A 23,616-nucleotide genomic window follows, 5' to 3' on the forward strand; every position below is an offset into this window, starting at 1 on the left:
TTGTTTTCAGTAATAAATCTCTTCAGCATAAAACTGAAGAGATTTATATTAGTCTTTTAAATTTTGATACGTACCTGCAGACTGCCAATATTATCAGCTAATCCTGCTCCGTATTCAGCGTTTAAATCATCGTTGATGCATAACTTCAATGGTCCGCTTTGACCTGCAGGAGTTGTAACGGGTCCATTTCCAATAAAAAATGGAGCATTATTTCCAACTTGTCCTATTAGCGAGCCCATATTTATATTTTGAATAGGATATCCTGATTGCGTTACAATAATTCCCGGACATCCATTTGCGTCATACAGGTTACCATTATTCGTTTGCGGATCTGCCGTCCATAAACCAGATTCATAACTTACTGTTATTGTATTACCTGGCTGTACGGCAATTCCAGTGTTTTGCCATGACTGGTTTGCATTAACCGGAACAAAGGTTTCTACCAGCTGCAGGGTATTAGCATCGATATGTAAAAACTGAGTTGGCATACCATTAATCAAAAATTGTAAAACAATATTTTGAATGTATTGTAACTGAGTTGTTCCGTTACTTAAATTTTCAACATACCAGGTCGTGGTCATTGAAAGCACTTTTCCAAAAGAAGTTTCAAAATTTATATTGCTTACTGCACCACCTTCATTATTTGTACTTACAGTAATACTTGAGTAGCTGTCAACCGTAATTCCCTGGTTGTTCAATGTGCTTAATTGCTGTGTCAAATAGGTGGACGGATCAATTATCGTAGGATCTGTAAACGGTAATTTGGTTCTGTCTGCAGTTGGAAAAACCGGATTTCCTGTTCCCGAAGCAACTGGTCCTCCCGTCATTAAAACGGAAACACCATGAGGTACTGAAATTTGTTTGTTGTACTGAGTTGCCGGATTTTGTACAGGAATTGGATTTGAATCCGGAACAAAACCTGGACCATAAGGACCTTCAACCTGGTTTTGTATTACGTGATAAAGCCAAGTTCCATTTTCGGCATGAATTAAAGTATTCTGAATGGGCTGTGCTCCGTTTGGATCGGCATTGTTGGCAATGTAAACTCTTTGTTCATAAAACAACACGCTGCTTGCCTGTGTGTATTGCCCTTCCCTATTTGGTGCACCGCCGGCTATAGCCGAAAATGAGATTTCTTCGAAATAAGGAAAGTTTTTAGTGATATAACCACTTGGAGCATCTGTTTGCGGCAAAGGCATAACATTGTAACCTGTGGCATTTGCTCCCGTGGGACTATTCCAGGTGCCAATAAAACTATTTATAAGACCAAGATTATTAGTACCCACAACCGGCGGCTGATTTGTTGTTGATACAAGCGGAGTTGTAATGTCTGGAATTACCGCTGGTGCTGCAGCTGGTGTTGTTATTGCTGTTCCCGCTGCTTGTTGAGCCTGATAAGGGCATTTTTGCTGTTGTAAACCGTTTAAATTTTCCATTTTGTTATGTATTTTGTTCCTTTTCAGGTTAGTTACGTCTCGTTTAGGAAAGTGATTCTAAGGCACATTAGCGCATGCATCTTATCTCATTTCTGTAATAAAATTAGTGTGAGGCCATAGTTCAAATTAAAAAAAAGGCATGAGTGCGGGATTTTTATCCATGAGAGGTCAAAATAAAAGCACAAGATCATTTCGCTGCATTCTTGAATATTTCGTTTTATTTAAACATGCTTTATTTAAGCAACAAGTCTACATTTTGACAAACAGATAATTAATAAGAAGTAAAATCAAAATGATGTAAAACAAAAAAACCGCTATGGCAGCGGTTTTTAGTGTGAAAGTATATAATGACTTTACCTTGTATTACAGTAAAATTGACTGTAACAATCTGAAAATCAAATAAAACTTATTCTTTTTAATCGTTATTGTAATATTTTATTTACCTTTAAGCTCTTCTACAAGCCGTCTATGTATTTCACTATTAGACAATTCTCTACACTACCAAATATTACTGCAAATAAATCCATACTCAGAAAGGAGTATTTATAGAATTAGAAAATCAATTTTATATAAATCAAACCATCATTAACCATTAATTTTAAGAACCATGAAAAAAAAGATTATTATTAGTACCATACTATTATTATCATTATGCATTAGTCCAGGATTTAATGCTGCGACACCCAAGCAAAAACATGATAATACTATAAACAAATTTTATACAAGACCCATCGAATTTAAATTGACACAAGGTGTTATTGTTATTCCCTCACTAACGTATATTCCCAGGAATCAAACAACAGGCGCCAGTGGGTTCGTGTTTCCTCCTCCTCAAAACAGTTGGGTTCTTCCAGCAGAAGAGGGTGATATTATACGGTTTAATTTAGGAGGTTTGATAGGTTTCAAATGGTATACTGTTACCGCAGAAGATGAACAATCAGGTGTTGTAAATGTTGACATATTAAATTTATAGTTACCCTGTAATAATTAATATAAAAACTGCTAAACGAATGGTTTAGCAGTTTTTTTTAGATAAAAGAATTATTATTTTTTAATGATATTCAGAATATCCAAAATAGTTGATATGTTATCTACAGATTCATTCATCATTGAAATCTGTTCCTTTTTATTATAGTTTTTAATGTGATCTGCAAAAGCTTCTGCTTCAAAACTAAAACCGCTTCCAGAATCAACCTCGATCTTTTCTAACTCATAATTCCAGTCTAAACCTCTTTTGATTTCTACAAAGGCTGTGTTTGGTTTTGTAGTATTGTTATATCCGCAGGTAATGATACCTTTTGCACCTATCACACGGACATTATCCTGTAGTACCGCCAAAAGTGGAATACAGCCTTACCGAAAACGGTAAAGCCATTATTCCTGTTATTATTGCTTTGAGAAATTTTGGCTGTTTTTTAAAACACCGCAGTTAATAGGCAATTTTGCTTATAAAAAATTTACCTACTTAGTATAAAAAGGAAAGCTGTACAAACATCTTACTCGTTTTCCATTTTTTATTGCAGGCGTCCATTTAGGACATAATTTCATAACCCTTAGCATTTCTTTGCCTGATCCATAACCAAAATCGCGAAGAATTTCTATATTTGATAATGTTCCATCTTTCTCTATTAAAATAACTGTAAAAATACCGCCCATCGCTTCTTCTTCAACTGCTTTTTTCGGCATAACATAAGTCTTCGTCAGGAAAATATTAAACCTATCCATGCCTTCCGGATATTCTGGCCGGGAATCCACTGATGATGCATTATAAATTTCCTTGTCATTTTCATCAATACCATATTCTAATACAGCTTTTTTTGGAGCTTCTTTTTTAACTTTTAAAGGAGGATTAACAATTGCAGGTTTACTGCTCTCTTTTTGACAGCTTGTAATTAAGATTAAACTAAAAAGTAAAAAAAACGTTTTCTTCATTTTGTTCCTGTTTATTTATAATTGTTTTATTTCAATATTGCGGTACCATACATTGTTTCCATGATCCTGCAACGCTATTTTTCCTTTTTTGAATGTTCCAAATCCTGCCCAGTCGGCAAATTTACTTCCTGCTATTAATTTTTTAAAGTTCTCGTCCCAAAGTGTAGTTTCAACTACGACAACGCCATTTAAAATAAGGGTTAATTTTCCTTTGTTGCTGATAACTTCGGCTTTATTCCATTCTCCAACCGGTTTTACCGGTTCTGATTTACTTTCAATTAAATCGTATAAATTTCCCGCGCGGTGTTTTGTGATTTTTCCGTCAGGATGTCCGTCGTTGTCCAGAACCTGCATTTCTAAACCTGTACTAAATGTGTTTGGGTATTTTTGAGGATCTTCGTTGACATAAAAAATAATTCCGCTGTTTCCGTTTGGTGATATTTTCCATTCTAATTTTAAATGAAAGTTTTCAAATTCAGCATTGGTTACTAAATCTCCTCCTTGCCCGTCTTTTGCCGCATCCGGATTGAAATGCAATAATCTATCTTCTACATTCCATCCGGCCAGAGCCGAATCTTTACCGTAAGTATGCCATCCTTTTGTAGTTTTTCCATCAAAAAGAGTTTTAAAACCTTTCTGTGCGTGAATTATTTGTGCAAAAGATAAAATCAAAACTGCTGCTATAACTTTTTTCATGTGGTTTATTTTTTTGATAAACTGAATTTTATTTCAGTCTTTTCAGTTAGTAAATTCTTAAATATTGGGTAAAGATTGGATTTTAGATTTCCAACCTTAGTAAAAATAGTAAAAAAGGATGAACATTTTGCTCATCCTTTTTTAATAGTATTATGTCTTTTTTGCTTCTAAAAAATTCTCTTTAAATAGAAGGAAAAAGACTGGTTTTAGCGATTTTGTCTGATGAAAAATCAACTGACAATCCTGCGCCATAACTTTCCTGAAAATATTCTAATCGAATTGGCACTAATCCTTTCTTTAAGATTATTTCCGATTTTTTTTCATCAAAACCATGTAAGCCATCATTATCAATAAGCAATTGATCGTTGATGTAGAATTTACTTCCGTCATCAGATGAAACATAAAAAGTATATTTTCCGTCTTCCGGAACGTTTATAAATCCATTATACACCAAGCCGTAATTATTATCGTCATGATTAATTTTGTTTAAATCAAAATCTGGGGCATAACCTTTATCAGCCGGAGTAAGTTTACTAAAATCAGGTATTTTGCTCCATTTTCCTTTGTATAAATTATAATTTAAACCTGTTTTTTTATTGTAAAATATCTTCGAAATAACAGAACTCGCTGAACCTTCGCCCACCGGAACTGCAATTGCATTTACACGCGCCGGAACTGAGACTTCAAATGCTTTTGTATAAAGCTGCGAATTGTGTGTTGGAACAGAACCGTCTGTGGTGTAATAAATTTTATCCGTTCCTTTTTGAATAAACTCCACTTTTGCTTTTGTATCCGATTCTAACTCTGTTTCGTTGCTTTTAAATTCTGGTCTTTCAGCAATTTTTCCGTAGATTTTCAGTAATTCGTAATAAGGTTTGTACACTTTATTGGTTTCACTGATAGACTGAATAGTCAATAAAGCACTATTCCAGCGGTTGTTAAATCCATCAATTTCTTTTTTAATGTCGGTAATATTATATTCGATATTTTGACCAAATTGAGAAAGTGACATTATTTCGAACGGACTGTATAATCCGTCATTCCAATTGTTTAACAAACGAAATATTTCAAAATTTTTCATGTATTTAATTTGTCCTTTTTTACCTGAAAGAAGCTGCTGATCATAATCTGGAAATTGTACCTCAACAGAAACTTTTGTATTGGTTGAAGATTCCGGTACATAAATACGGGTTTCAAAATCATCTCCTACATACGACCAAGTTCCTGTTTTTGCTTCTTCGCTGTACGGAATATTTTGTCCGTTTACTAATACCGCTGTTGGAGGAAATGAACATGGAAAACGCAGTTCGTAACTTCTTGAAGTCAGCATTCCGGGAAATGAACCTTCTACAGGCGCGATCACAATATTGGTTTTATTTCCGGTTTGTTCTGAAGTTATTGGTGTATAAGTAAAAGCATTTTTCTTAAAGTTGTTGTTATTGCCTTCATCTTCATACAGTTTCAAACTTCCTTTTTTTCCGGGATAGAATGCAAGAATTAAAGGATTTAGAGGTTTTTCATCTGTTCTTTCCACTTTTGACTGCATCGGAATAATGGCTCCTTCTTTTACAAAAACCGGAATATCTCCTAAAGTAAAAGGCATCGAAACTTTTTTACCGCCTTTTATAATATTTCCTGTACTTAATTCATACCATTTACCTTCTGGCAGCCATGTTTCATGCGTCAGGAAAACACTTCCTTTTTCGATAGGTTTTGTTATTGGATGCACAATCATATCACGCCCAAACATATATTCGTTTGGTGTAGCATAAGCGGTTTCTTCCTTTGGATAATCATAATACATTGGATGCACGGTAGAAACTCCTGTTTCGTATGTATTGCGTGCTTCGTTGTATAAATACGGCACAAGAGAATATCTCATTTGATACGCTTCTCTCATTATAAGGAAATTATCAAGCGGATAAGCCCAAATACGTCTTTCGTGCTGTGGTGCAGCAGTTGCATGTGTTCTGAATATCGGACTAAAAACGCCCCATTGAATCCATCTTGTATACAGTTCTGCAGTTCCCGCGTCGCCTTGATGTCCGCCGATATCATGACTCCAATATCCAAATCCAACGTTGGCAGCTGTAGCTGTAAAATAAGGCTGATAATTTAATGATTCCCAAGATACGTGCGTGTCGCCAGAGAATCCTATTTGATATCTGTGATTCCCTAAACCACCCCAACGATGAAAAATAAGCGGACGAACTTTGTTTTGGCGTTCCATGTCGCTGTAATGAACATAATTTAAGTAAATCGTTGGATTTACTCCGGGAATATTAGTACTTCCCCATTGCTGCCAGTCTAACCACCAAAAATCGACACCCGCTTTTTCAATAGGATGTAATACCAAATTCATATAATTGGTAGCAAATTTTTTATCCGTAATATCAAAAGGGACATATTTTTTGGTAGAAGGATCAATTCCCATTGCTTTTGCCATTTCGGGATATACTTCTTCAAAAGGCTGAATTCCAGATGCGGGATGCAGGTTTAAACAGGTTTTAAGATGCTGTTCATTGGTCCATTTTAAGAATTTTTCAGGAGAAGGAAACAAGTTTTTATTCCATGTAAAACCAGTCCATCCCGAATCTTCTCCGGCCTGATCTCTTTGTCTTTGTCCGTTTTTGAAAAATTCAGGTAACGATTTTACGTGCCAGTCCATATCGATTACAAATACATCAAGCGGAACGTCATGCATTTTGAATTCCCCAACAAGATCACGAAATTCAGTATCAGAGTATTCTCTGTATCGTGACCACCACGCACCAAACGCAAATCTTGGCGGCATGGCTATTTTTCCGGCAATATCAGTGAAGTCTTTCAAGGCCGCTTTATAATCAGAATCATAGGCAAAAAGGTATAAATCCTGTGGTTTATCTCCCGGACGCGCCATAACCCACGGCCACTCTGAATTATCAAAAAGCGGGCGTTCGCTGTCGTCTATTAAATACCATCCATCACGAGAAATTATACCTTTTTCCAGTTCCTTAGCCGGCCCGTCAACTCCATCAAGCGTGCGGGTTGTTCCTAACAGGTTTTTAGTATTGGCCAAACCTGGTTTCCATGAAATGGGTTTTCCGTTTACAATAAAATCTACACTTAAATTTTTGTCGTTAAAATTGCCTGAACCTGTTTTGTATTTAAGTTTTACGACATCAGTTACAATTTGTAGTACACCATTACTTTCTTTTTTGGTAAACGACGGTACGGGAAGATTTCGGTTTACAAAGGTCAGCGAAGCATTGTCTGTAAACTTTCCGTCTGAACTCCATTCCATACGAATTACTCGCGGCGAAAGTACTGTAAATCTGGCATTGCCTGAAACTACCATTGCTTTGGGATTGGCTTCGGGTTTGTATTCCTGAGCGGATAAAGCTGCGGAAGCAAGACAAATAATTGTAACTAAAAATTGTTTTGTTTTCATATTTTATTTTAAAATTAATCTTAAATAAATACTTCAAATCGTTTCGTTAAAATAATGATTTTAATGATCTTATTTGAAGTATTTACTTTTCATTCTGCGTTTATTTTTTAATAAATCGTTTTGTAACTTTTGTTCCGTCTTTTTCAAAAACAGCAAAATAAATTCCTGTTGCCAAGCCTGAAACATCGATACTATTTTCTTTTACTATTTGCTGTGAAACCTGACTTCCGGTTTCTGAATAAACCTGAACTTTTATTCCTGCCATTTCAGAAGTAAAAAACAGCGTATTTTTTACCGGATTTGGATATACATTGAAAGTTTCCTCAGCATTTGGTAAAGGCTTCGAAATTTTGGCAGTTCCTAAAGTTGGGGTGAATTTTAGTAATTGCAGTTTCCAGCGTTGTGCATCGTTGTTGTTATCGGTCCACTGATGTACGTTTGTTCCCGGTTCTGCAAGGTTATTTACAACGTCCAGACACAAATTTGTGTTTTTATGGGTCAGTTTAAAATAACCGTCACTCATTAATTCTATTTTCCAGCGTTGCGCATCGGTACCCAAATCTGACCATTGCTGTACATTGGCTCCCGGCTGACTGCTGTTGTTATCTACATCTAAAACCTGAGTTGTACCTCGATGCGTTAATTTATAAAAACCATCCGATTCTTTTGTAATTACCCAACGCTGTGCATCGGTTTCATTACTGGTGTATTGCTGCACATTTGCGCCTTGCTGTGTACTGCCATCACTTACGTCGAGACTTTGGTTTGTTCCTTTATGAATAAGTCTGTAAACACCTCCGGAAACAATTGGTACTTCAATTAAATCTAATTTCCATCTTTGGGCATCATTATTCGCATTCAGGTTATCTGTCCATTGCTGTACATTCGCGCCGGACTGACTGCTGTTGTTATCAACATCCAGACATTGATTTGTTCCTTTGTGAGTCAGCTTAGCATAACCATCAGACATGATTTCAATTTTCCAACGCTGTGCATTATTGTTGCTGTCCAGCCATTGCTGTACGTTTGCGCCTTGTGCATTACTGTTATTATCAACATCCAGACACTGATTTGTTCCTTTGTGGGTTAATTTATAAAATCCGTCTGCTTCGAGTGTTATCACCCAGCGTTGTGCATCATTACCATTGTCTGTACTTTGCTGCACGTTTGCTCCCGACTGACTGCTGTTATTAACAACATCCAGACATTGATTAGTCCCTTTGTGGGTTAATTTATAAATTCCTCCCGAAACGATACTTTGTGTTGGACAGGATTGATCCGGTATTCTTGGTGCCACACCATAATTGGTCATGTTTACGGGTTCAATCAAATCATTAGAATTGAAATACATTCTGTCAATAGCAATTTTTCGATCTCCCGATGTGCCATTTTCATAACGATGGTAAACCATGTAATATTCATCACAGTTTCCTATTTTGATTACACCATGATGACCCGGACCTTTGTCTTCTACATTAGAACTTAATACTTTCCCTCTATAAGTCCAGGGTCCCATTGGTGTATTTGAAGTAGAATACTGCACATTGTAAGTATCATTAAACCAGGATCCATTGGAATACATCATATAGTAAATTCCTTTTCGTTTTACCATATAGGGGCCTTCGGTATAATTTTGAGGTGTTATATCGGTTGGGCCTGTGGCTAACGAAACCATATCTGGATTTAATTTACGAACGACCATTCGGCTTTTGCCTGATCCTCCGTAATAAATATAAGCCTGCCCGTCATCATCAACAAAAACGTTGGCATCGATGATATCATCGGTATAAGGATCTGTTGCGATAAGCGGTGCGCCAATATCTGTAAAAGGGCCTATCGGAGTATTTCCTACTGCAAGACCAATTTTGGTTTCGGCAGTATAATAGAAATAATATTTGTTATTGCGAAAAACTACTGCCGGAGCCCAGCCGTTATATTGCGCCCACGGACTATCCGGAAAGAGATCAAAAATAAGACCTTCGTCATGCCAGTTGGTCAAATCTGTGGAAGAATAAGCATGAAATTGTGTACCGTAAATGGCTGTAGTATAGATGTAATATTTATTGTTGAAGTAATGAATTTCGGGATCGGCTCCTGTAAACAAGGGATTGCCGCTTGTTTGTGCCTGAACGGTATTGGCTAAACTTATAAACATTAAAAATAATGTAAAACGCAGTCTTACGGAATCCATAAGACAGAAACTATTTATTTTAAATTGTATCATAACTTGTTTTTTTATAAGAATTACTACTAACTTTTTCGTTTTCCGTTTAACGGAAATCTATAAAGCATGCCTTATTTAGTTCTTGAAAAAAGTTAAAAAAAGAATTCAAAACTCTCCAGTCCAACCGGGACTGAAAAGTTTTGTCTTCTTCCACTTAACTACTTAATTTATTACAGTTTTTTCAATAGAATAGTCATTTTTGCCGGATTTATAGTAAGCTCATATTGTCCTGCGCTTTCAATAATCCATTTATTATCCGGTGATCCGTTTGGCATTAACATTACAGTTGGATTATCCGATGGTTCTCCTTTTATCACCGTTCCGTTTGCAGGAGGCATTAAAAATCTGCCGCCCCAGTTACCTAAGTCTAAAGCAAGTTTAAATTCTCCGGCATCAAATTGTCCTTTATACGTAAATACTTCAGGGTTTTTAGGATCCCAATTCATTGGTTTTGCTTTTCCAATATCCCAGCCTATACCGGTTATGGCGTTTCCAACCATATAAACATTTTCATAAGGTACATATCCAAAGGCATAGATTCCCTGATCAATATCCAGATAGAAAGAATGACGGCCTGCCTGCGTTACTTTAAAGACATTATCATTGTTTCTTGGCTCGGTTTCGTTGTACACAATTTTATTTCCGGCAATAGGATCGTAAGATGGTAATTCGCTGCCCGGTTTTTCAATCACTTTGAATGAACCTACTGAAAAATCTCCGATGAAATTGTAAATGGTTCTTTCTGTTTTTTCCGGTAAAATTTTACCTGCACTGTAATCCCAGCCGCCGCTTATGGCATCTCCAACCATAAATAATGGTAATGGCCCCGGGCTGTAACTTGTAACCGCAAAACTAGATGTAGATACTTCCGGCAGCTGATATTGTGCTGAATTATCGACTCTTGCAATTATCTGCACTTCAAGATTGGTAACAACACCTCCGGGACGTTTAAAGTTTTTGAGCAATAAACCATTTAACTGCCCTACGGTATACGATTTGGTAAAAACGCCTGCTGGAATTTCTTCGGTAATTGTTGTACTTGTTCCGGGTGCTGCGCCTTCTCCAAAATTATTTCCTGCAATATCCATACGGAAAAAATACGTCAGGCTGGTTCCGGCTCCTCTGTCATTTCCTTGTGTCCACGTAAATGTTATGGCGTTTGCCGCTTCATTCTCTTTAGTTAATACAATTTCTTTGCTCGAAAGTGTCATAGTCAAAGGATTGGCAAAATTAGGCTGCTTAAGCCAATCCTGATTTTCAAGTCCGCTGTCTTCACAGGAGACAAAAACCAAACTCATTATTATAAATGAGATAATATTTTTTATATTTTTCATTTGCTTTGATTTTTAGTTATTTGTCCCAGAAAGGTGCCTGGATTAAATTAGGGTTCTTTTCGATTTCTGCTAAATATATCGGGAACCAATAGAAAGATTTTCTGTATACTCTTGTTTGATACGCCGTTCTTTTATAGAATTCATCAGCATTTTTACCATTAAAATTCATTCCGTAGAACTGCCCATTCAAAACTGTTTCTGCCAGTTTCCATCTTCTTAAATCATCATAGCGAATTCCTTCTGTACAAAGCTCTACTCTGCGTTCCATTCTGATGATTTTTCTAATACTTTCCTGATCGCTGTTTACATGAATATTGTCAACATCTGTTCCGCCTGTTGTATACGTTCTTACTCCGGCTCTTGTTCTAATTTTATTTAGATAAAGAAGGATTTCAGGATTTCCGGGATCAGACTCGTTAAGTGCTTCTGCATAATTTAAATAAGCTTCTCCTAATCGGTATAAAATTCCGTGTCGTGGGGCAAAATAACCAATAGTAGGATTCCTTGTTGGATCTGTTCTTTTTCTTGCTAAATATCCATTTTGTGGGGCATCATGAGTATTGTTATTGTCTTTTTTACCGTTAAAAAATTCCAGTTTTCTTCCTTTATCTTTTCCTGCATTATCGCCATCTGTATACCAGGCACCATCAAAATTTACAGCCAGATAAAATCTTGGTTCACGATTGCAGTACATGTTATAAGTCCCTGCAAGCGTTACAAGTCCCGGACTTTTTACTTCATTAAATTTGGTTATTCCGTTTGGCCAGTATCCGTCCTGAGAAGAAAAACCATTTTCAACATATCCCGAATTAGAATCTGTTATTGGTAAACCATTTGCTGTAAAAAAAGCATCTACTAATGATTGCGTTACTCCATAGCCTCCTGCTCCACCTGCTCCACCCGGAGCGGTATGTCTGTCATATTCTTTAGAATCAACATTTACACGGGCAAAAAGTACTTCTCCATTTCCTTTACTTGCTTCTACAAGGTGCAAGTTTTGACAAGATAAAAACGGATCAATTTTTCCTGCAGCGTTTGTTTCTGTATATAATTTATGTCCTGCAGCTTCTGCACTTAAAATTAAATCTTTACTCGCATCTGCGGCAATTTTCCATTTATTGGCATCATAAGTCGAATTAAATAATGCTTTTCCATCTTTCGTAACATGATTTGCGTATTCTGAATTTCCATTAACAAGCGGACTTGCGGCAAAAAGCAGCATTCTGGCTCTTACGGCTTTACACATAATTGATGTAGCACGTCCAAATTTTCTTCCGTCTGAATAATTTGCGGGCAAAATTGTTTCTACTTCTTTCAGTTCTTTATTAATCCACGCTACAATGTCATCATACGGCGTCTGCCCTACTTGTAAATCTGAAAGGTTATAATTTACAGGCGTAATTTCATCCGGGCTAAAAGGAATTGGCCCATATGTATTGATCAATAAAGAGTAATAATAGGCTTTTAAAAAACGACATTCAGCAATCATTAAGCGAACTTCATCTTCATTTAAATTTTGTTCCGGTAATGGTTTTATGTTTTGTATTAGGAGATTACATTCTCTTATTCGCTGCGGAAGATTGTTCCAATATCCAGGGCTCCATTGTGAACCTACTGACCAGTCTCCTAAAATAAAAGGAATTACCTGCCAGTCGTACTGACGCCATCTTTCTGAAGGAGTCATATCATCTCCTAAAATTTCCCATCCTAAGCTTCGTGCATATCCCCAGGTAGGATCTGGAATTCTGGAATAACAGCCTGCCAGCCAATTTTCTGTTTTTGTTTTACTCTCAAAAACACCATCCAAAGTAAGTTCGGTATCGCTTTCTTTATCCAGATAATCAGAACAAGATGACGATAATAATAATCCTAAAAAAAGGAAAATCGATCTAATGTATATATTTTTCATTTTAATTTCTTTTTAAATTATAGTCCGATTGATAATCCAAAAAGGACTGATTTTGTTGATGGATATTTTAAACCATTTCCGGTATCCAATTCCGGATCCCATAGTTTAAAATTAGAAGCGTACCATAAATTATTTCCGCTGATGTAAATTCTTAATCCTTGCAGATAGAATTTTTCAATTAGCTTTTTATCTAATGTATATCCAACTTCCATCGTTTTTAAACGTCCAAAACTCATGTCTTTTTTCCACCATGTAGAAGCAACTGAATTGTTTACGTTAGGGCCATAACTTAATCTTGGCCAAAATACATCCTGACTTGGATTTTCTTCTGTCCAGCGATCATTGTAATTAGAATAAATATTCCCTAAAGTTCCTGTTCCGCTTCCCGGAATAAAATTTGCTCCGCCAATGATTCTTTCTGATTTGGCTACACCCTGAAAGAAAAAGCTAAAATCGAATTGTTTGTATTTTAAATTGTTTCCAAAACCGTAGACAATCTGAGGATCTGTTGTTCCTCCAATAAAACCTTCGTCTAAACCACTGATGATTCCGTCACCGTTTCTGTCTTCATATTTAATATCTCCCGGACGTAACGCTGTACCAAATGTTGGTATTGGCAGTCCCGGCGCTAAAACTCCCGGCGATGTAAAATCTTCATTGGTATATAATCCGGTTGCAGTATAACCGTATAAAGTATTGTTTTGAATTCCTGTTCCAGAACGGTAAGTTCCTTTTACGGCTTCGGCTTCATCTCTTTCTGTTACTTTGTTTTCAACAAAAGTAAAGTTCGCACGCCAGCTCATAAAGAAATCCGGAGTTACCTGTTTATTGATATTAAGTCCAACCTCAATTCCTTTATTTTCCATTTTTCCGAAATTGGCCCACGGCGCATTGATAAATCCTGCCTGAGTAGGAACCGTATTTCTTTCTACAAAAATGTCTTTTCTTTTCTCCTGAAATATATCTACGGTTAAGTCCATCATATTCAGTATTCCTAATTCTATACCGATATCAGCTTTAGCTACTTTTTCCCAAGTCAAATCGTTAACTCCAATCTGACCTTCTTCAATTCCTTCAAATTTTACTCCCTGTCCTGTACCAAACCAATAATCAGAATTATTATTATCGCTTATTGTAGTTAAGTAAGCAAACCTTCTGTTGGCTCCAATGTTGTCATTTCCAACTAATCCGTAAGAACCACGAAGTTTGATTTTATTAAAAATATCTTTAACAGGTTCCATAAATTTTTCTTCAGATGCAATCCATCCTAAGGCTACAGAAGGGAAAAATCCATATCGGTTTCCTTTTGCAAAATTTTCTGATCCGTTGTAACCAAAGTTAAATTCCCCAACATACTTTCTGTCAAATGTATAGGAAGTTCTTCCTGCTAATCCCTGATGTTTAAAAGCCTGTGGCGCTGTTCCATCATTATAACTGTCCTGATTATACAATAAAAGTCCGCTTAAATCATGTTTCCCGAAAGTGCGGTTATACATTGTATTCGCTTCCAGATAAACACGTCTGTTACCAAACTCCGCCGATCTTTCATAGCCAAGATATTCCTGTCCATAAGCCTGAACAGTTCCGTGAATTAAACTTCCGTCAAGGTCTCTTTGAGTTGCTACGTTATAATAATCCGGTGATTTACCACGTGTAATTCTGTTTTCTGAATAAGAGTCAAACGAATAAGTAAATTTTGCTTTTAATCCCGGTGTAATAATATCTTTGAAATCCTGCTCTAACGATACCAGACTTTCGATTTTGCTTCCGCCTTGTCTGTAATATCCTTGCTGCGTGCTCATCGCCCACGGGTTTTCACGTGCAAAAACTCTAGGAATAGTTCCGTCTGAGTAAATAGCAGGATGAACAAACGGAGTTGTTTCAAATGCTGTGTTGAATAAAGCATCTGTACTGCTGTTTCCTTTTTGAAGGTTTTGCAAAAATCCTCCAATATTTACTCTTAATAAAGTTGTTTTAGATACGTTAACATCGACATTGGTACGAACGTTTGCTCTATTTAAGTTTGTTTCTGAATCGTAGGTTTGTTTTGGATCTGCGGCAAGAATTCCTTTTTCGCTATAATAAGAAGCGGTTAAGGCATATCTTAAAATTTCTGATCCTCCGGCAACGTTTAAATTGGATCTTGATGTAAAAGCATAATCTTTAGTTATGGCATCAACCCAGTTTACATCTGGATATAAATCCGGATCGTATTTGCTTTCTGTCTTTGAAATACGGTCTTCAGAAAACAAAACTGGTTTGCCCTGCTCTACTGCCAGTTCATTTAAAAGTCGCATATAAGGTCCTGCTTTAATGAACTCCGGTAATTTTGTAGGTTCCTGAATCGAATATTCTGTTCTTACCTGAATTCTTGGCGCACCAACAAAACCTCTTTTGGTATTGATCAAAATAACTCCGTTTGCTCCTCTCACTCCGTATACAGCACTTGCGGCCGCATCTTTTAAAACAGAGAAAGATTCTATTTCTGAAGGATCAAGATCGTTAAGGTTTCGTTCGATTCCATCTACCAATACAAGCGGATTAGTTCCTCCTTTAAATGTAGAAATTCCACGAATCTTAATATCGGATTGATCATAACCCGGTTCACCCGAACGCTGTACAGCCATAATTCCCGTAATCTGACCTGCAAGGTTGTTTCCTAATGTACGTGCCGTTCCTACTTGCAATAACGAAGGCTTTATAGTTCCAATCGCTCCTACAACCGAAGCTTTTTTCTGAGTACCATAACCTACAACTACAACGGCCTGAAGGTCGCTGGTTTCGTCTACCATGGTTACGGTTATTGTTTTGGCATTATTTAAAGGTTTTTCGACCTCTTTCATTCCAATAAATCTAAATACAAGTATCGCTTGCGGAGATGATACTGTAATGGTAAAAGTTCCGTCAAAGTCTGCCGTGACTGCATTCTTAGTACCTTTTTCAATCACGGTAGCACTGGGTAATGCTAATCCTTTTGAATCAATTACTTTTCCGGTAATTTTTACGGGGTTTTGAGAATTACCATTTTGTGCATAACTGGTCTCTGCAAAAAGCGCCAGAAACAATAAAAAAATCAATCCGGCACTCCTAAACTTTATTTTACCCGGGGTAAAAAAGCTTAAAAGATTGGATGACATTTTCCAAGTCGTTTTAATTTCCATTTGGTTAATTTTTTTTGGTTGGTTAAAAGTTAGTTTTATCGAATTAAAAATTCATTCTAAAGATTTTTTTGAAGCACACTTTAAAAAATAAGATTAATCTTGTAAATACAAATAATAGATTATAGCCTCTTATTTTTTAATAGATGATAAAATATCATATACTTTTTTATTGATACTTCAATTTATCTCTTAAAAATTTCATTTTAATTTTTGACCAAATTAGCGCATTGGTAACATTATTTTAATCCCATTTCGTGTCATAATTGTGTTCAAATGATTCATGAGACCTTGAAAACACTGAAATTTAGAAATGTGAGACGAAATGGATTGTTAATTATAAAATGTAAATTGTGAATTGGTAATTTTGGGTTTGTGAGTTATAAATTATAAGTAGGTAATTACAGCTAAAAACTATAATTTGCGAATGTGAAATTTGAGACGCAGAATGATTTCAGAATAAGTATTATTAAGGAATAAAGACTAACACAAATCATAACTCAAAACTTTCAAAGCAAAAAAATAACGCATCACTGCGTTATTTTTACGTTCTACAGCTATCACTAAAAATTATTTAATCACATTAGCTTTTACGCCTTCGTTGGTGATAACAACGGGTTTAATAAAACCATTTTCATCAAAATGCATTTCTTCAATGCAGGTTTCTCTGGAGTTTCCATCGGTTTCTGTGAGTGGTCTTCGGTGGTAAACTATAAAATACTGGTTAGAATCTGGTTTTTTAATAACGGAATTATGACCGGCACCATTAGCAATTTTAAAATCTTGTTCCAGGATTTTTCCAATTCTTTTAAACGGTCCCATTGGCGAATCGGCGATGGCGTAGGCTACGCAATAATCGGGCCCTGTCCAGCCGCCTTCTGACCACATAAAGTAATATTTGTTATTTCTGATAAACATAAACGGCCCTTCAACATAATTCTCTGGCGTAATTTCTTTAAAAACCGTTTTATCTTCAAAAGGAATAAAACCGGTAAAATCAGGTTTTAGTTTGGCAATATTACAATGTCTCCATCCGCCATAAATTAAATAATGCTGTCCGTCTTTATCCCTAAATACAAACTGATCAATTGGTTGCGCACCATTATAAAATTTATCAACGAGCGGTTTTCCTAAATAATCTTTAAAAGGGCCTTCTGGTTTTGAGGCAACGGCAACACCAATTCCGCCAATTTCATTATCGCTCTGAATATCATTTGCGCCAAAAAACAAAAAGTATTTATTTTTATTTTTTATAATGGATGGCGCCCACATTGCTTTTTTTGCCCATTTTACTGCCGAAGTATCTATAATTCTGGGATGTTTTTTCCAATTGGTTAAATCTTTTGATGAAAAAGCATCCATAAAAATCTGATCTTCATAACGGGCAGAAAAAGTGGGATAAACCCAATAGGTTTTATCAAAAATAATTCCCTCAGGATCTGCATACCAGCCTTTGAATATGGGATTATTATTTTTTTTCTGATTTGAAACTGTTTCTTGCGCTATTGCTTTTGCGGACGAAATAAGCAACAGAAAATATAATACTTGTTTCATAACATTTGGTTTGGTTTAAGGTTAGTTAGAGCAATTTACGAAGTTTAACAATTAATTAGACCACGTATCTGCCGGATTTGCATCTACTTTCATATTTAAAGTTCCTCCTTTTTTAATGGATTCTAAGTCAATTGAAAGCTGCTTTAAGTCAATATTATTTAGTTTTACTTCTTGTAAATAAATATTCGTTTTAGAATTATTTTTCACGTCAATAACAAAATTATTACTGCGCGTTTTTCCTAATTTCTTAATGGTGATTTTATCAAACAAAGGGCTTCCTATTTGAAATGACGGGTTAATATCAGTTAATCCTTTCACATCAAATAATCCAATCGATGACATAACGTACCACGCTCCCAATTGTCCCTGATCTTCGTCCTGACCGTAACCGTAACCATGAATTCCTTCGGTTCCGTAAAATTCATCGCAGATGGCGTGAACCCATTTTTGTGTGAGATAAGGTTTTCCGGAGAAATTAAAAAGCCACGAGATATGCAGATTAGGCTGATTTCCATGGTTGTAAAAACCAGATAATCCAGCAAATGCATCGATAGTCGTTCCGCCGCCAAAAACATTTTTTTGAGATTTTGTAAAAATAGTATTCAAACGTTCGTTGAAAGTATCTTTTCCTAAAACAGAAACCAATTCCGGAACATTATGCGGAACATAAAAAGTATACTGCCACGCATTTCCTTCCTGAAAACCTCTCCACGGCTGCGACGGATCAAAATCTTTTATAAATTCTCCGTTTGCATATTTAGGCCTGATAAATGTTGTTTCCTTATCGTAAATTAGTTTCCAGCCGTCGGCTAATTTTATAAGTTTTTCATAGTCCTGCGTTTTGCCCAAAGCTTTAGCAAATTGCGCTACGGCATAAGCACTATAAGAATATTCTAAAGTATGTGAAGCCGAAAACCCTGAACCTTGCGTATTCGTTTGATAATCCATATTATCCAAATACGGCGAATAGCCTAATTCTACAAACTGTTTCACATCCATTTTTCCTGCGCCTTCAATTCTGCCTTTCCATTCTAATTCATTTTTTAGAGCGGCTTCATATCCTTTTTCTACATCAAAATTACGAATGCCAGAATTATAAGCCGAGGCTATTGCAAGTCCGGTAAAGTTTGTGCCTACGCCAGATACATATTTACTATTCGCGATTCCATCACCAAGCCAGCCCGCATCTTTGTATACCAGAATTTGTCCCTGAACCCAGTCTGCATAATATTCAGGATATGCAAGTGCCCATAATTGCGTTAAATTCCAGAATCCTCCCCAAATAGCATCGGTATTATAATAATTGTGCTGCGGTTTCCCTTTTGCATCCAAAGGAATCTGACCAATTTTACCATTGTTCATCGGATACGCACCGTTGACATCGCTGCCCAGTCCGCGTCCTAATAAAGCGTGGTATAATCCTGTGTAGAATTTAATTTTATCATTTTCGTTTTTACCTTCTACGGCTATCCTTCCTAAATAATCATTCCAAGTTGCAAGACTTTGTTTTTTCGCTGCTGCGAAATTTAAACTCTTGGCTTCCGTTTCAAGATTAAGTCTGGCATTAGCTACAGATGTATACGATAAACCTATTTTTACGGTAATCATTTCATTTTCTTTGGTGTCAAAAGTGAGGTAAACTCCCGCGCCTTCTCCGGTAATTTCTTTTACATTGGCCTGAATTCCCTGTTTATTGAATGTGCCAAAAGCAGTTGGTTTTTTATCTAAAACTGCCGAGAAATACATTGATACCTCGGCTCCAGCCTGATATTTTTTCACATATTCTGGTATGGTAATTACATAACCTTCAATTCTTCCGTCTTCAGTAATCGTAACTTTTGATTCTTTAACAGCACCGCTTTCGCCTTGTCTGTTTCCAATATCAAAAATTATATTCGATTGTGAAGATTTTGGAAAAGTATATCGCTGAAAACCTACCCGTTTTGTTGCTGTCAATTCTGCTTTAATTTTATAATCTTTCAACAAAACTGAATAATATCCTGATGTAGCGTATTCGTCATTTCGCTCAAATCTCGATCTGTAACCTTCTTCCGGATTTTCAAGGCTTCCCGGTATTGTCTGCAGTTTACCAACAGACGGTGCAAGCACAATACCTCCAACCTGAAATTCGTGCAGACAAGCAAAACCTTCGATAGAAGTATCTCTATCGTCATAACCTGTGGCTTCCCAACCTTGTACATTTCCAAGATGTCCATTCGTAGAAGGTCCCAGTTTTGCAAGTCCAAACGGCATTGCGCCAGGCGTATAAAAAAACCAGCGGCTGTGTGCGGTTCCTATATTCGGATTTACATAATCAGACCACTTTTTTGACTGCTGCCCAAAAGTTGCATTACTGACGAAAGAAAGTACAGTTATAACGCAGCATTTTATCAGAATGTTTTTCATATCTAAAATCTTATTATTCAATTTTGCTTTTTTATTCTAATGAAATTTAATTTAAAGTAATTGTAATTCCATCTTTAAGAGTTCCAGTTCCTTCGTAAGTTTTACCATTCAAAAGTAAATGCACATTTATTTTGTTTATTTCTTTATCGATGTTTCTTTTTCCCTGAATGCCGGCTGTTTTGATTAGTACCGTATTATTGTTTTTTTCTGCACTAAAAGTTACCAGACGATAATCTCCTTTTTGAAATCCAAAACCGTCGCCTTCATCAACATACAATTCTCCATTTGCTTTCCCGTCTTTATCAAGACACACAAAAAGGCTCAACGGATCGAATGAATTTTCTCCAGCGTTTTGAATAATTTTTCCTGCCGGAATAATGCTTCCGCCTTTTATACTCAATTTGGCCTGATATTTATCTTGTTTATCTCCGTCAACTAAACTTAATTCTTCCCAAATTCCTGAAGGAAGTATCGGATCTTTGGCGAAAGCCGGAACAACCAAAAGATTTTCACCTAATAAAAAGGCCTGTTCTTCGGCTCTCAAACGTGAATCCTGAGCATCTGCAAAAAATACCGGAGCCATAACCGGCAATCCTGTTTGTGAAGATTCATAAAAAAGGGTGTATAAATACGGTAATAAACGATAACGTCTTTCTAAAGCAATACGAGATGTTTTTTCGATTTCTGCGCCGTAAGCCCAAGGTTCTTTATCATTTGTTCCTGCGCAGGCATGTCCACGTGCAAAAGGCATAAAAGCACCAAAACCAAGCCAGTTCGCCCATAAATCTCCATCTGTATTTCCTAGAAAACCTCCTATATCCGGACCGTTAAACGGCTGACCTGATAATCCTAAAGTAAGCGACATTGGAACCGATAATTTTAAATGATCCCAGCCCGCATAATTATCTCCTGTCCAGGTTGCAGCATAACGCTGTCCGCCCAATAAATTAGATCTTGTAAGCAAGAAAGGACGCTTTGATGGATTTGCTTTTAAAATTCCGTTATAAGATGCTTCTACCATTAAACGGCCGTAAGCGTTGTGATAAAGTAAGTGAGAACCTTGTGGTAAATTTCCGCCTCCTTTATGCGGCGTATCATACGGCATTGTTCCCAAACGTTTATCTTCGGAAAAATCATTATCATTTACGGCAGGTTCGTTCATATCGTTCCAAACGCCGTCAATTCCTGTCGCTAAGAAATCTTTGTAAAGTCCACCCCACCAATTTCTTGTTTTCGGACTTGTAAAATCAGGAAAAGCGCAATCGCCCGGCCATACTTTACCGTGATATTCTTCTCCGTTGTTTTGTTTCACCCAAACATCACTTTGTGTTCCCGAATTATAAACAGCATAATCTTTATCTACTTTCACACCCGGATCAATCATATAAACAGCACGAAATCCTTTTTTATGCAAATTGTCGTTTAACACTTTCGGATTTTTGAATCGAATACTGTCAAAAGTAAAAACCCTGTAACCCTGCATATAATCAATATCCATCCAGATTACGTCGCACGGAATTTTCTTTTCTCTAAAAGTATCGGCAATTTCCATAACACGCTTTTCGCTGTCATAAGAAAATCGACATTGGTGATATCCTAATGCCCAGCGAGGCGGTAATTTTATAGTTCCCGTTAATTCTGAAAGTCCTTTAATCACTTCCTGAGGTGATTTTCTATCAATAATATAAACTCTGAATAAAGCGCCTTCAGAATTATAAATAATCTGATTTGAGTTTGTAATTAATTCTGCTTTCCATGTACTGTCAAAAATAATTCCGAAAGCAGAACCATCTGCACGAACTCCCATAACCCACGGATGCGTTTGATACAATCTTTTTCCACCTTCAACGCTGTAAGCTCCGGTATCTGTATTCCATAATTTTATCGATTGTCCGTTGCGCAATAACGGGCCGGTAACTTCTCCTCCGCCATAAAGGCTTACATCACCTTTAAGATTAAGAACGGCACTTGCTTTTTCATTTTTAAACGTAAACTCAGGAACCAGCGACCAGTCTGATGGAAGCTTTCCTTTTGCTTTTGGTTCAGAAGCAAGAATTAACGATGGCGTTTTGTTTTTATCAAATCCTTTAGGAATAAATTCTGCAATTCTGTTCCCGACTAATGAAGATTTTAATACTGAAATTTCCTGAGCAGTTGTTGTGGTTATTCCTGCTGCAATTAAAAAGGAAAATAAGATAGGTTTTAAATTCATGTTAGAAAGTTAAATGTTATAAACGGTTATGAATCAACATATGCGAATATACTAAAACGTTTTAGTATATTTATAAAAATATTGAGAAATTTTGTGTTTTTCAATTATAAGCTATGAACTGCCTTTTGCCCCGTCAATAAAATGACAAGCCAAAAGACAGTTTTATTTTATTTTAAAAATAGTTCTTTTACATAGCCGGAATAGCCAGCACAGCTTCTTCCGACATTGGATCTCCAATTACAGGATTTCCGCTTTTATCCCATTTGATCTGCTGCATTCTTGGCGATCTTTTTTCGCCGCAGCCTTCTCCCGGATTAGAATTAGCATGGTATAAAATCCAGTCTTCTTTGCCGTTTGGCGATTTAAAGAACGAATTATGTCCCGGAGCATAAACCTTATTTTTATCGGATTGACCTAAAATAGGCTGATCTGATTTTACCCAAGCCGAAGCATCCAGTAAATTATCTTTCCCTGTAAAGGTTAAAAGTCCTAAACTATAATTATCTGTCCAGCATCCGCTTGCAGAAAAAACAATAAACACTTTATTTTTATGAGACAAAAATTGAGGCCCTTCGTTTACATTTACCTGCGGCGGATTTACATCGTCATGCAATGCACCAAATAATTCCCAAGGATTTGACGGACTTGAAATTCGCACTCTGTCTCCATCAATTTGTGTGGGAGATTTCATTTTAGCGATGTAAATATTCTGCTGTCCGTTGGTATCTCCTTCCCAGCCCGACCAAATCATGTACAATTGTTTTTTATAGGTAAACACATTTCCGTCAATGGCCCATTTATCTGTCTCGGCAGCAATTTTTCCTTTAAAAACCCATTCTCCTTCCATCGGATTTTTCGAATCATTTTCTAAAACATACATTCGGTGTGTATTGTTAGAACCGTTGTCAGCAGCAAAATACACGTACCATTTGTTGTTGATGAAATGAAATTCCGGTGCCCAGATTTCAGCAGAATAATCGGTGTTTTTAGGCGCAATCCAAATGGTTTTCTTTTCGGCATTTTTTAAATCTGCCAGATTTTTAGATTTTAAAAGCACCAAACGATCCTGCATAGTATGCGTGTAGTAATAATAGCCATCATGATATGTGCTGTAGGGATCTGGTCCGTAATCCAGAATAGGATTGGAAAAGGTTTGCTGCGCCGATGCAATATTGCCTGCAATACCAAACAGCATTAACAACAGTGTTTGTTTTAGTATGGATTTTTTTCTTTTCATAAATAACTTTTGGTGTTTTTTTGATCCATTGCTGGTCGTTTTTGTTTTTGGTTTTTAGGTTAGATTATTTGATATGATTTTAAAAAAT

At 36.4% G+C, this 23,616-nt stretch carries 15 protein-coding genes; 2 read left to right on the top strand and 13 right to left on the bottom strand.

All coding sequences use genetic code 11. The features are described from left to right. Window positions 1-56 precede the first annotated feature (56 nt). Window positions 57-1,436, bottom strand: a complete 1,380-nt coding sequence (locus FLAPXU55_RS11505) for a heme-binding protein (protein ID WP_180857773.1) — start codon at window positions 1,434-1,436, stop codon at window positions 57-59. A gap of 607 nt (window positions 1,437-2,043) precedes the next feature. Here FLAPXU55_RS11505 and FLAPXU55_RS11510 point away from each other — a divergent pair. After that, a complete protein-coding gene (locus tag FLAPXU55_RS11510) occupies window positions 2,044-2,409 on the top strand; it encodes a hypothetical protein (protein ID WP_180857774.1) in 366 nt (121 codons plus the stop codon). A gap of 71 nt (window positions 2,410-2,480) precedes the next feature. Here the strand turns inward: FLAPXU55_RS11510 and FLAPXU55_RS11515 are convergent, their stop codons facing one another. Then, on the bottom strand, window positions 2,481-2,774 hold the full coding sequence (locus FLAPXU55_RS11515; RefSeq protein ID WP_180857977.1) for a hypothetical protein: 294 nt from the start codon (window positions 2,772-2,774) through the stop codon (window positions 2,481-2,483). Between the two features lie 2 nt (window positions 2,775-2,776). Between FLAPXU55_RS11515 and FLAPXU55_RS11520 the strand changes: the two genes are divergently transcribed. Next, entirely contained in the window at window positions 2,777-2,869 is a 93-nt protein-coding gene (locus tag FLAPXU55_RS11520; protein WP_235992032.1) for a winged helix-turn-helix transcriptional regulator, read from the top strand. A gap of 28 nt (window positions 2,870-2,897) precedes the next feature. On the opposite strand, the gene FLAPXU55_RS11525 is transcribed toward FLAPXU55_RS11520, so the two are convergent. From FLAPXU55_RS11525 to FLAPXU55_RS11575, 11 genes are all read right to left on the bottom strand, one after another. After that, window positions 2,898-3,368 (bottom strand): energy transducer TonB, encoded by a 471-nt coding sequence (locus FLAPXU55_RS11525; RefSeq protein WP_180857776.1) that lies wholly within the window; start codon window positions 3,366-3,368, stop codon window positions 2,898-2,900. A 15-nt stretch (window positions 3,369-3,383) separates the two neighbouring features. Further along, complete coding sequence (locus FLAPXU55_RS11530) at window positions 3,384-4,064, bottom strand: 3-keto-disaccharide hydrolase (RefSeq protein ID WP_180857777.1); 681 nt, start codon at window positions 4,062-4,064, stop codon at window positions 3,384-3,386. Window positions 4,065-4,245: 181 nt separating this feature from the next. Next, the gene (locus FLAPXU55_RS11535; RefSeq protein ID WP_180857778.1) at window positions 4,246-7,494 is read right to left on the bottom strand and encodes a TIM-barrel domain-containing protein; all 3,249 of its coding nucleotides are present in this window, start codon (window positions 7,492-7,494) and stop codon (window positions 4,246-4,248) included. A 100-nt stretch (window positions 7,495-7,594) separates the two neighbouring features. After that, window positions 7,595-9,685 (bottom strand): RICIN domain-containing protein, encoded by a 2,091-nt coding sequence (locus FLAPXU55_RS11540; protein WP_180857779.1) that lies wholly within the window; start codon window positions 9,683-9,685, stop codon window positions 7,595-7,597. Between the two features lie 203 nt (window positions 9,686-9,888). Continuing rightward, window positions 9,889-11,052, bottom strand: coding sequence for a SusF/SusE family outer membrane protein (locus FLAPXU55_RS11545; protein ID WP_180857780.1), 1,164 nt, complete (start codon window positions 11,050-11,052; stop codon window positions 9,889-9,891). A 16-nt stretch (window positions 11,053-11,068) separates the two neighbouring features. After that, entirely contained in the window at window positions 11,069-12,961 is a 1,893-nt protein-coding gene (locus FLAPXU55_RS11550) for a RagB/SusD family nutrient uptake outer membrane protein (RefSeq protein ID WP_180857781.1), read from the bottom strand. Window positions 12,962-12,978: 17 nt separating this feature from the next. Continuing rightward, window positions 12,979-16,122 carry a SusC/RagA family TonB-linked outer membrane protein gene (locus tag FLAPXU55_RS11555; protein WP_235992033.1) on the bottom strand — a complete coding sequence of 1,048 codons (3,144 nt, stop codon included), beginning with the start codon at window positions 16,120-16,122 and terminating at the stop codon, window positions 12,979-12,981. A gap of 567 nt (window positions 16,123-16,689) precedes the next feature. After that, complete coding sequence (locus FLAPXU55_RS11560; protein ID WP_180857782.1) at window positions 16,690-17,673, bottom strand: glycoside hydrolase family 43 protein; 984 nt, start codon at window positions 17,671-17,673, stop codon at window positions 16,690-16,692. 51 nt (window positions 17,674-17,724) lie between these two features. Beyond that, window positions 17,725-20,079 carry a GH92 family glycosyl hydrolase gene (locus FLAPXU55_RS11565; RefSeq protein WP_180857783.1) on the bottom strand — a complete coding sequence of 785 codons (2,355 nt, stop codon included), beginning with the start codon at window positions 20,077-20,079 and terminating at the stop codon, window positions 17,725-17,727. A 46-nt stretch (window positions 20,080-20,125) separates the two neighbouring features. After that, window positions 20,126-22,291 carry a TIM-barrel domain-containing protein gene (locus FLAPXU55_RS11570; RefSeq protein ID WP_180857784.1) on the bottom strand — a complete coding sequence of 722 codons (2,166 nt, stop codon included), beginning with the start codon at window positions 22,289-22,291 and terminating at the stop codon, window positions 20,126-20,128. Window positions 22,292-22,478: 187 nt separating this feature from the next. Beyond that, window positions 22,479-23,528, bottom strand: a complete 1,050-nt coding sequence (locus FLAPXU55_RS11575) for a glycoside hydrolase family 43 protein (RefSeq protein ID WP_180857785.1) — start codon at window positions 23,526-23,528, stop codon at window positions 22,479-22,481. Window positions 23,529-23,616: the final 88 nt, after the last annotated feature.

This window comes from Flavobacterium panici (genome assembly GCF_903819335.1).
Classification (GTDB): Bacteria; Bacteroidota; Bacteroidia; order Flavobacteriales; family Flavobacteriaceae; genus Flavobacterium; species Flavobacterium panici.